The organism is Chromobacterium sp. S0633 (assembly GCF_024158805.1).
In the GTDB taxonomy this organism is placed as follows: Bacteria; Pseudomonadota; Gammaproteobacteria; order Burkholderiales; family Chromobacteriaceae; genus Chromobacterium.
In genome coordinates, this window is sequence record NZ_JAMZGH010000044.1 from 41,811 (window position 1) to 52,268 (window position 10,458).

Below are 10,458 nucleotides of genomic sequence, written 5' to 3' on the forward strand. Positions count from 1 at the left end.
TGTGTGATATTGTTAATGAGCTAATTTTTTATCGCAAGACAGTTATATTTGACATCGGTTTAGTTTTATTAAACGAATGGATCTGGCGGATTTTATTTGCACGAGGGGAAATCATGTACCAACGCCTGCCACCGCTGCATGCCTTGAGAGTTTTTGAATCCGCCGCGCGGCATATGAGTTTTACCCGAGCCGCGGAAGAATTATTCGTCACCAAGGCGGCCGTCAGCCATCAAATAAAACAGCTGGAGCAATTTCTGAATCAGCCCTTATTCGAACGCCAAAACAATCGTTTAAAACTCACCACGGCGGGCGAGCATTATTTACCTAGAATCAGAGAGTCATTCCGCACGCTGCAACAAGCCACGGACGGATTGATGTTGCAGACGGCGCCGGCTTTGAATATCCATGTGCCGCGCCTGTTTGGCAGCAAATGGCTGATTCCCCGGCTGTACCGGTTTTTGAAACGGCACCCCGGCCTGCCGGTGGAAATCCATACCGAGCCGGCGGCCGAATATTCCGCCGCCGATATCGTCATCAGCACGGGACCGCCGTGGCCGGCCCGCTTCAACACCGAGCCCTTCGCCTCCTCCGCCTTCTTTCCGGTCTGCAGCCCCGACTTGGCCCGGCGCCTGCGGCGGCCGCGGGATTTGGCGCAATGCACGCTGCTGCACGAGCGGCAGTTCGCCGGCTGGCGGCAATGGCTGGATCACGTCCAGATCGATCTGGATCTCAAGGCGCAGCCGAGCTTGAGCTTTTCGGATGAATCCATGTTGTTGCAGGCGGCGATAGACGGACAGGGCGTCGCCCTGGGACAGGCGCTGTGCGTGGAATACGATTTGCTGGCCGGACGTCTGGCGCGGCCGCTGCGCGGCGAAGCGCCATTCCGCCAGGCCTATTACCTGAGCGTCGCGCAACGCGACGCCAACCAGCCGGCGGCGCGGGCCTTGCGCGACTGGCTGTTTGAAGAAGCCGCCGAGGGCTTGCCCGCGCCCCAAGCCGACATCGGCTAGCGCCAGCCCGTCATTGTCGACGCGCGACACGGCCAAGACAGCCGCGCCGCGACGGCCGTCGAAGCCAGGCGACTCCCCCGCCCCAAGGCCAAGCTCAGCATTTGCCAGCCTCGCCCTCTCACCGCTCGTCTATAAAACAATGTCATTCAAAACGCATAGCCGCCGTCGCGGCCGCACAAGGAGAAGAGCGCATGGGCCTGAATGCCATCACCCCGGACGACCCCCGTTACGAAACGCTGAAAAAAGGCTTCAATCTGCGCTGGCCGGAGGCCGGCCAGGCCGCCGGCGGCATCGTCGTCTGCAGCGACGAGAACGAAGCCGCCGCCGCCTTGCAATACGCGCTGGACCACCGTCTCAAACCCACCATCCGCAGCGGCGGCCATTGCTACGAGGGCTTCGTCAGCAACAACCCCGGCGGCCTGATCATAGACATCGGCCAGCTCTCCGGCCTGCGCCGCGACGTGACGGCGGATGGCCGCCGTTACGGCTTTCAGCTCTTGGCCGGCAATCAGAACTGGGACGGCTATGTCGGCCTGTACAAGCTCACCGGCAAGACCGTGCCCGGCGGCTCTTGCTACTCGGTGGGCGCCGGCGGCCATATCAGCGGCGGCGGCTACGGCCTGCTGTCGCGGCTGCAAGGCCTGACCGTGGATTGGCTGAGCGCGGTGGACATTCTGCTGGCGGACGGCGGCAAGGCGCGCAAGGTCCACGCCCGCGCCGACAATGAATTCGCCGACCTGCTCAAGCTGTGCAAGGGCGCCGGCGGCGGCAACGTCGGCCTGATCACCAGCTATTACTTCGACGACTTGCCGCCGGCGCCGCAACAGGTGGGCGTACAGCTCTTACAATTCGACTGGAACGATTTCCAGGACCTGGGCCGCTTCACCGCCTTGCTGCAGACCTATGGCGAGTATTGGCTGGAAGCGGACCGCCAGCCCGAAGGCTACGGCCTGTTCAGCCTGCTCAAGCTCACCCATGTCAGCGCCAAAAATCTGGGGCTGGTGGTGCAGTACACGGACCGGGACGGCAAGCTGAACGACACCGCGCCGTTCAATGATTTTTACCAACGCATCGCGCAAGTGGCCTCGCCGCAATTGCTGAACACCTATCTGCCCGGCGGCGGCCATCTGCCCCACATCCCGCACCGCTCGCCGCCCAGAAACAGCGCGCCCTTGCCGGAACACGCGCAGGCGATGGACTGGCTGTACGCCACCCAGACGCTGAACGGCTCCGGCAACAATCAGCGCGGCAAGTACAAATCCGCCTATATGAAACAGAACTTCAGCCAGACCGAGTGCAAGGCGATCCACCGGCATCTGAACACCCATCCCCACGATCTGGACTTCTCCCAATCGCTGCTGCAAGTGGACTCCTACGGCGGCGCGATCAACCGCCGCGGCGCCGGCAACAACGGCTTCGATCCGGCCGACAACCAGACCGCTGTGCCGCAGCGCGCCTCGGTGATGAAGCTGCAATACCAGAGCTACTGGACCGACCCGGCCAACGACGCCAAGCATGTGCGCTGGATGCGCGAGTTCTTCGACGCCGTCTACGCCGCCGACGGCTTCAACGGCACGCCCTACCCGGCCTCGGCGGCCTTGCCGGATTCGCCCTACGAAGGCTGCTACATCAACTACCCGGACGTGGACATGCTGAACGGCGCTCAGCCGGGCACGCCCGGCTATAGCTGGGGCGAGCTGTATTACGGCGTGCTGTATCCGGAGCTGACGGCGATCAAGCGCAAATACGACCCGGGCAATGTCTTCAATCACGCGATGTCGCTGGGCGAGGAATAAGCGCCCGGCTCCGGCCGGCGCGGGACACGCGCCGGCCTCCTGTCCTTTCCCTCCGGCCCCCCTCCTGGCCTAAAGAACATTGCCCTTATGGCCAGCGCCGCCTATACCCGCGCTATGCCCATGGAATTAAATCGCCTACAAAAGCCGTCAGCGGATTTTCCTGCCGGCAAGGAGCCCATATGAGCTATCTGCAGTTCCCCCGCTTGGCCTTTTCCGGCCAGTTCCAGTCCGACGTCTCCACCGTCAACAACGATCCGCGCCATTACGACAACGCCACTTTCGAACCGCGCTTTCAGGAATATCAGCAGGCGGGGGACAACGGGCGCACCAAAACCTACAACGGCTGGTGGCACCCCACCGGCACCGCCATCATGCGCTTCGCCAACTGCCAGGTGAGCAGCTTGCGCGGCCCCAGCGGCATTCTGATCACCGATCCGGCGCAAGACCCGCTGCTGTCCTGCAGCGTGGGCAACGCCATCGGCAAGCCGTCCGGCAAAATGGTGGATCTGGACCCGGACTGGCAGCTGGCCTCCAGCATCTACGGCCTGGCGGTGTCCTTGCTCAAGCCGGACGGCACGCCGCTGATGACCGCCGACTACCAGAGCAACCCTTTCCGCGACCTGTGGTTCTCCCGCGCCGCCAGCCAGGGCGACAGCGCCGCCTCCGCCGTCTTTCAGTCCGTGCTCACCAATATCCAGTGGCATCTGGACGGCTTCGACAGCCCGCTGCTGGCCCGCCTGATCGAGTTGAGCGAGCAGAACCGGCTATCCATCCGGCTGACCACCTACGGCTACAGCACCACCTACAGCGACCCCGGCTTCGGCTACGGCACCGTGCTCGGCGCCATCGGCCCGGCCTATCTCGGCCAGCCGCGCTCCTTCATCCTGGGCCGCCGCTTCATGCCCACCACGCAACAGGGCAGCGATCTTGCCAGCCAGAACGGCATCGGCTGTTTCTCCTCCTGGCTGGATCAGGATACCGCCAGCCTGCAAGTGGACCTGAGCAACGCGCTGCCGCTGGACAGCCGTTATCAGGTGACGGCGCTGCCGTCGCTGCAATACGCGATCCTGCACAATGAATGGACGGCGCAGGACGCGGAGATAGGGCCGGGCGACTACACCGCCATCGCCGGCGTAGACACCTCGCAGACGCTGCAAGACCAGCAGGCCGGCATCCAGTCCGTGCCGCTGAACGAGGCGCAGCTGCGGCTGGCCAATCAGCCCTTGCCGCTGGCCATCGTCCAGCCGGTGGGCGCGGAGGGACGCGCCGTGGTCTGCGTGCGCGAAGCGCTGCTGGGCAACGAGGTCCGCGCCGAGGACTTCGCCATCCGCCTGGACCCCAACCACCCGGACAAGAACCACCTGCACACCCATCTCTACGCGGCGCGCTACGGCCAGCCGCTGGCCGGCGCGGCGCTGGCCTTCTGGGCCGGCGCGCCCATGCTGGACTACGGCGACACCCCCACCGACAAGACTCAGGGCACCACCCCGCGCGCGCTGTTGCCGGTCAACAACGTGCCCAACGCCGCCGTCCGCTTCAGCCCGGCGGAACCGGTCACCGATCAGGCCGGCCGGGTCGCCGTCACCCTGCACGGGCCGGAAAGCTTCGGCACCCCGCGCGAATACATGGACGGCCAGCTGTTCACCATCAACTACAATCTGGCCGGCTCCGATCCGGCGCTGCAACAGCCCTTCGACAATTTCGCCGTCGTGGTTTTCAGCAGCTTCCCGCAGCCGGGCCAGGACATCGACCTGGACAACCCGCGCTGGGAGGACGTGCAGCCCATCCTGCAGCAATACGCCAACCTCTACCCGGTGATGAGCCAGGGTCTGTTCGACTTTTCCAAGCAAGCGGTGGCCGACGCCAGCGCCTTCATCATGCGCTTCGTGTTCGACAAGCCCATCGAAGACCCGGACCAGATGCCGGTGACGCGCGACCTGTCCGCCAGCAAGCGGCGCATGCTGATCAACTATTTCCAGAACGTGATAGACCGCACCGGCAAAACCTTCGACCGCCAGCTGATGTACGGCAAGCGCTGCCCGCTGCGCCAGAGCGCGGCTCCCAGCGAGGCCGACATCGCCGCCACCCGCGGCTCTCTGAGCACGAGCAAGAGCCGCAAGGGCAACGACGCCTGAGCGCCCAGACCGCCCCTCTTTCAAGGAAACCAAGCCAGGAAACCAAGCCATGCTGAAGATACGTCAAGAACTGATGGCCGAACTGCTTCAGGCCGAGCACATCAACGATGTGCGGACCATGCTGGCCGGCGCGGTGCGGCTGGAGCTGTCCACCATTCCCACTTATCTGACCGCGCTGTTCTCCATCAAGCCCGGCCAGAACCAGGAAGCGCGCGCGCTGGTGCAATCCGTGGTGGTGGAGGAAATGCTGCACATGACCCTGGCCGCCAACACCCTGATCGCCATCGGCGGCAACCCGCGCGTCATCGAAGACGGCCGGGCGCTCAGCTACCCGGGGCCGCTGCCGATGTGCGTGGACACCGGCCTGATCGTCACCCTCAAGGCGCTGAGCCGGCAGCAGGCTCAGGAAGTGTTCATGGAGATTGAACGCCCGGACACCCAGGCCGTCCTGCCCGGAGAGACCCAGGCCTCTGTCGACAACCAGCCCGGCTTCGACTCCATCGGCCGCTTTTACCAGGCCATCCTGGAACGGCTGCAATATTTGGAAAACCACGGCCACGACTGCTTCGCCCAGCCGCGGCTGGACGAACAGGTGGACGTCAGCCAGTGGTTCCCGCAGGAGGTGCCGGGCTGTCCGGACGGCAAGGTCTACGACATGGCCAGCGCCCGCGTGGTGATAGACACCATTGTGCGCCAGGGCGAAGGCGTGCAGGTGGAGGACGACTGGATCAACCCCAAGGAAGAAGCCGGCGGCGGCTACGCCCATTATTTCAAGTTTGGCGAGATCTACTACGGCAAGCGCCTGGTGCGCGACGACTCCAGCCCCTCCGGCTGGTCCTATACCGGCGAGCCGGTGCCGCTGGACGAAACCGGGGTGTTCAATCTGCTGCCCAACGCCGCGCTGTCAGACTATCCGGCGGGCAGCGGCGCGGCCGTCAGCGGCGCCCAGTTCTACCAGGCCTACCAGAACCTGCTGGCCGCGCTGGACCGCACCTTCAACGGCCAGCCGCGGGAGTTGGACGCCGCCATCGGCATCATGTACGAGCTGAAGCTGGTGGCACAAAAAGTGATGCGGAACCCGGTCAACAGCAGCGTGCCGGACGTGGTGGCCGCGCCGCCGTTCATGCTCCGGCATTCGTCGTCCTGAGCGCCTGTTCAAGGTCTAGCGCGCCAGGGCGGGAACCGCAAAGACAGCGGGATGCGCAAGGGGCGCATGCGCATTTTTAAAGGGGCGCTCGCCGCGCCGCGTCCGGCGAAGCGCGGCAGGCTATGAAGAGCTTCTGAGCACCGGCAGCGTCAGGGCGGCGCATAGCCCGCCCTCCTCGCCGGCCAGCAGTTCCAGACGGCCGCCAAAGCGCCCGGCGATCGCGGTGACGATGGACAGGCCCAGGCCGCTGCCGGCGCCGGCATGCCGCCCGCGCCAAAAGCGCTGCGCGGCCTGTTCGCGCTGCTCCGCCGTCAGCCCCGGCCCCTGATCGCGGATTTCAAAGCGCAAGCCCTCCTCGCACAGCGCGGCCTCCAAACGCACCGGCGCGTCCGGCGGCGAATACCGCAAGGCGTTGTCCAGCAGATTGCGCAGCGCGGTGGCCGCCAGCGCCTGGGGCAAGGCCAGCGCGGCCTCCGGCAGCGGAGCGCAGACAATGCGCCGCGGCGGCGCGGGCTCCGCGTCGCGCATCGCCAGCCGCGCCACCTCGTCGGCGCAGGCCGGAGGGCCTTCTTCCCAGTCGAAAGCCCCTTCCAGCCGCGCCAGCATCAGCAACTGCCCCAGGGTGTTCTGCAAGCGTTCCGCCCCCTCGGCCGCGTGGGCCAGCGCCTGCGCCGCGTCCGGCCCCTGGGTGATGCGCGCCACTTGCAGATGCGTCTTGATTGCCGTCAGCGGGGTGCGCAGCTCATGGGCGGCGTCGCTGGTCAGACGCCGCTCGCGTTGCAGCGCTTCGCCAACGCGTCGCAAGAGCTGATTCAGGCTGTCCGCCAGCGGCAGCACGTCGCGCGGCAAACCCTGAGTGGCCACCGGCTCCAGCGCTTCCGGCGCGCGGCGCGCCAAGGCGCGGCGCAGCCGCTCCAGCGGCCTCAGCCCCCGGCTCACGCCCAGCCACAAGGCCACCAGGCTGCCGGCCAGGGCCGCGATGAAGGGCACGGCGGCGGCCCAGCGGATATCCGTCAACATCGCCTCGCGTTCGGTCAGCCGGTCCGCCGTGGTCACCCGCAAGCCGTTGGCCACCACCGTATAGCTGCGCCAGCGCTCGCCGCGCAGGGTTTGCTCGGCATAGCCCGGCGCCGGGTCCGCGCGGGTATCCGGCGCGCCCGGCGTGCGCGCCAGCACCTCGCCGCGCACGGAAACAATCTGGCACGCGATGCCGGCGCCTATGCCCTCGAAACGCGGCACGGCGCGCGGCGGCGGCGCCGGCAATTGCTCCATCAGGCCGGCCACCATCTGCGCCGACATCGCCAGCCGCCGGTCCAGCGTCAGCCGCATCTGCCGGTCCAGATCATGCAGCGTCCAGGCCGCCACGCCGCCCCACAGCAGGCACAGCGACACCCCTATCCATAACAGCAGTCGCAGACGCAAGCTCATTCGCCGGCCCTGCCGTAGCGGTAGCCCAGGCCGCGCACCGTCTCCACCACCGCCGGCCCCAGCTTGCGCCGCAAATGGTGGATGTGCACGTTCAGGGCGTTGCTTTCGATTTCCTCGCTGTAATCGTAGAGCCGGTCCTTTAACTGCTCGGCGCTGAGAATCCGCTCCCGCGCCTGCATCAAGGCCGCCAACAGCGCCAGTTCGCGGCGCGCCAGCGCCACCGGCCGGCCGTGCAGCCAGACTTCGCCGCGCATCGGGTCCAGCCGCAGCGGGCCGTCCTCGATCACGTCCACGCAACGCCCGGCGGCGCGGCGGCGCAAGGCGTGCAGCCTCGCCACCAGTTCGTCCAGATCAAAGGGCTTGAGCAGATAATCGTCCGCGCCGGCGCGCAGGCCGGCCACCCGGTCTTCCACCGCGTCGCGCGCGGTCAACACCAGCACCGGCAACGCCGCGCCGCGCGCGCGCAAGCGCGCCAGCAAGCGCATGCCGTCCTCGTCCGGCAGCCCCAGGTCCAGAATCATCAAATCGGCGTCCAGCGTCGCCAGCGCCGCCTCGGCCTGGGCCGCGCTGCCCACCGCGTCCACCGTCAGGCCGTGGGCGCGCAGCCCGGCGACGATGCCCAGCGCGATCAACTCATTGTCTTCCACCAATAACACCCGCATTCCCGCCTCCTTGTCGCCGCCAGCTTGCCGGCAACGGATTATCCCATTGTTAACGGCGGCTTAATCCCCGGCGCCCAGGCTGTGGGCATTCATCGCCATGGAGACCGCAATGCCGCTTATTTTCCGCAGCCTGTTGCTGCTGCTTTTCCTCTGGATGCCCACCGTCCAGGCGCAAACCGGCTTTCTGCCGCCGGAACAAGCCTTCCGCCTCAGCGTCAGCGAGCTGGGCGACGGCCAGGTCCGCCTGCGCTGGGACATCCGCGACGGCTATTATTTGTATCGCAAAAATATCAAGATCGCGGCCGAACCCGCCGGCAGCGTCCCGCCGCCGGCGATGCCGGCCGGCAAGACCATCCATGATGAATTCTTTGGCGAATCCGAGGTGTATTACCAGCGGCTGGAACTGCTGGTGCGGGCCGGCCAGGCGCGCCGCCTCGCGCTGAGCTGGCAGGGCTGCGCCGAAGCCGGGCTGTGCTATCCGCCGCAGCATCGCGTCGTCGAGCTGTCCGGCGGCGGCCAGGCCGTTAAAACCGCCACGGCGGGGCTTGCCGGCACGGCCCCCGCCGCGCCGGCCCTGGGCGAAGACCAGGCGCTGGCGGCGCGGCTGGCGCAATCCGGCGTCGGCTGGGTCTTGCTGGCCTTCTTCGGCCTGGGCCTGCTGATGACCTTCACCCCCTGCGTGCTGCCCATGGTGCCCATTCTCAGCAGCCTGATCGTCGGCAGCGGCGCCACGCCGCGACGCGGCCTGGTCCTGGCGCTGGCCTTTGTGCTGCCGATGGCGCTGACCTACGCGGCGCTGGGCGCGCTGGCCGCCAGCATGGGCGCCAATCTTCAGGCCGCGCTGCAAACGCCGTGGGCGCTGGGCCTGTTCGCCGCGCTGTTCATCCTGCTGGCGCTGGCCATGTTCGGCGTTTACGAGCTGCAATTGCCGGCGGTGCTGCGCGACCGGCTGGCCATGGCCAGCCAGCGCCAGCGCGGCGGCACCCTGGGCGGCGCGGCGGCGATGGGCGTGCTGTCCGCCTTGCTGGTGGGCCCCTGCATGACCGCGCCGCTGGCCGGCGCCCTGCTCTACATCAGCGACAGCGGCGACGTGCTCAAAGGCGGCCTGGCCTTGCTGGCCATGGGCCTGGGCATGGGCGTGCCGCTCTTGCTGGTGGGCGCGCTGGGGGCCAAACTGCTGCCGCGTCCCGGCCTGTGGATGAACCGGGTCAAAGCGGTGTTCGGCTTCCTGCTGCTGGGCATGGCCATCTGGTTCCTCGACCGCGTGCTGCCCCCGGCCGCCAGCCTGGCCTTGTGGGGCGCGTGGCTGTTCGCCGTCGCCGTCGGCCTGCTGACGCTGAGCCGGCCCTGGCGCGCCAGCCCCGGCCAATGGACGCTGCGCGGCGCGGCGGCGCTGCTGGGCCTGTGGGCGGCGGCGATGCTGATCGGCGCGGCCGCCGGGCAAAGCGATCCGCTGCGGCCGCTCGCCTTCGTCTCCTCCGCGGCCGCGCCCGCCACCGACATGGAACAACTCGGCTTCGTCACCGTGCGCGATGTCCGCGCGCTGCAACAGGGCCTGGACGAGGCCGCGCGCCAAGGCCGCTGGGCGCTGGTGGACTACTACGCCGACTGGTGCGTGGCCTGCAAGGAAATCGAGCACAAGGTGTTTGGCGATCCCCTCGTGCGACAAGCGCTGGCCGGCATGACGCTGCTGCGGCCCGACGTGACCGAATCCGGCCCGGACAGCGCCGCGCTGCTGGCCTCGCGCCAGGTGATAGGACCACCCACGCTGTTGCTGATCGGCCCGGACGGCCAGGAGCGCCGCGCCCAGCGCATCGTCGGCGCGCTGGGCCCGGACGCCTTTCTCGAACGCCTGAGCCAGGCGCGGCGGGCCCGCTGAATCTTTTGGAAAGGACCCAGTCTATTCAAACGTTTAAAAAAATAGCCTCCGCCACCCCGCTCCGCGCGGCACAGGACTGAACCATGCTTGCTTTCAACCTTGGCCCGCTGGCCATTCCGGTCAGCCTGGCCATCATCGCCGCCGCCTGGCTCACCGCCCACGGCGCCGGCCTGCTCGCCGGCCGCGGCCGCCGCGTCAGCGTGGCGGCCCACCTCAACGACATGCTGCTGTGGGGCTTCGTCGCCGCGCGCGTCGGCTTCGTCCTGTACTGGTTTTCGCTGTACTCGCAGCGGCCGCTGGCGGTGCTGGATCTGCGCGACGGCGGCTTCCTGCCCTGGGCCGGCGTCGCCGCCGCGCTCGCCCTGGCCGCGTGGCGCGGCTGGCGTCGGCCGGAGCTGCGC

The 10,458-nt window shown here is 67.3% G+C and carries 8 protein-coding genes; 6 read left to right on the plus strand and 2 right to left on the minus strand.

What is annotated here, in order from left to right; translation table 11 throughout:
* Nucleotides 1-113 precede the first annotated feature (113 nt).
* The 4 genes from gcvA (at nucleotide 114) to NK214_RS20410 (ending at nucleotide 6,088) form a co-directional block, all read left to right on the plus strand.
* Complete coding sequence (gene gcvA, locus NK214_RS20395) at nucleotides 114-1,010, plus strand: transcriptional regulator GcvA (protein ID WP_199225969.1); 897 nt, start codon at nucleotides 114-116, stop codon at nucleotides 1,008-1,010.
* Nucleotides 1,011-1,201: 191 nt separating this feature from the next.
* Nucleotides 1,202-2,806 carry an FAD-binding protein gene (locus NK214_RS20400; protein WP_253315362.1) on the plus strand — a complete coding sequence of 535 codons (1,605 nt, stop codon included), beginning with the start codon at nucleotides 1,202-1,204 and terminating at the stop codon, nucleotides 2,804-2,806.
* Nucleotides 2,807-2,985: 179 nt separating this feature from the next.
* Nucleotides 2,986-4,941, plus strand: coding sequence for a hypothetical protein (locus NK214_RS20405; RefSeq protein ID WP_107801445.1), 1,956 nt, complete (start codon nucleotides 2,986-2,988; stop codon nucleotides 4,939-4,941).
* A gap of 49 nt (nucleotides 4,942-4,990) precedes the next feature.
* Entirely contained in the window at nucleotides 4,991-6,088 is a 1,098-nt protein-coding gene (locus NK214_RS20410) for a ferritin-like protein (RefSeq protein ID WP_107801444.1), read from the plus strand.
* Between the two features lie 120 nt (nucleotides 6,089-6,208).
* Here the strand turns inward: NK214_RS20410 and NK214_RS20415 are convergent, their stop codons facing one another.
* The gene (locus NK214_RS20415) at nucleotides 6,209-7,516 is read right to left on the minus strand and encodes an ATP-binding protein (protein ID WP_253315363.1); all 1,308 of its coding nucleotides are present in this window, start codon (nucleotides 7,514-7,516) and stop codon (nucleotides 6,209-6,211) included.
* Nucleotides 7,513-8,178, minus strand: a complete 666-nt coding sequence (locus NK214_RS20420; protein ID WP_107801442.1) for a response regulator — start codon at nucleotides 8,176-8,178, stop codon at nucleotides 7,513-7,515. Before NK214_RS20420 ends, NK214_RS20415 begins: the two co-directional genes overlap by 4 nt.
* Before the next feature lie 109 nt (nucleotides 8,179-8,287).
* On the opposite strand from NK214_RS20420, the gene dsbD reads away from it, so the two are divergent.
* Both dsbD and NK214_RS20430 read left to right on the plus strand, forming a co-directional pair.
* The gene (gene dsbD / locus NK214_RS20425) at nucleotides 8,288-10,057 is read left to right on the plus strand and encodes a protein-disulfide reductase DsbD (protein ID WP_235085210.1); all 1,770 of its coding nucleotides are present in this window, start codon (nucleotides 8,288-8,290) and stop codon (nucleotides 10,055-10,057) included.
* Nucleotides 10,058-10,140: 83 nt separating this feature from the next.
* Nucleotides 10,141-10,458 (plus strand): prolipoprotein diacylglyceryl transferase family protein (locus NK214_RS20430; RefSeq protein WP_253315364.1); only part of this gene is annotated, 318 nt, incomplete at its 3' end.

Coding starts and splice junctions, on each gene's coding strand:
- NK214_RS20405 (WP_107801445.1), top strand. CDS start 2,986: ATGAGCTATCTGCAGTTCCCCCGCTTGGCCTTTTCCGGCCAGTTCCAG.
- gcvA (WP_199225969.1), top strand. CDS start 114: ATGTACCAACGCCTGCCACCGCTGCATGCCTTGAGAGTTTTTGAATCC.
- dsbD (WP_235085210.1), top strand. CDS start 8,288: ATGCCGCTTATTTTCCGCAGCCTGTTGCTGCTGCTTTTCCTCTGGATG.
- NK214_RS20420 (WP_107801442.1), bottom strand. CDS start 8,178: ATGCGGGTGTTATTGGTGGAAGACAATGAGTTGATCGCGCTGGGCATC.
- NK214_RS20410 (WP_107801444.1), top strand. CDS start 4,991: ATGCTGAAGATACGTCAAGAACTGATGGCCGAACTGCTTCAGGCCGAG.
- NK214_RS20400 (WP_253315362.1), top strand. CDS start 1,202: ATGGGCCTGAATGCCATCACCCCGGACGACCCCCGTTACGAAACGCTG.
- NK214_RS20415 (WP_253315363.1), bottom strand. CDS start 7,516: ATGAGCTTGCGTCTGCGACTGCTGTTATGGATAGGGGTGTCGCTGTGC.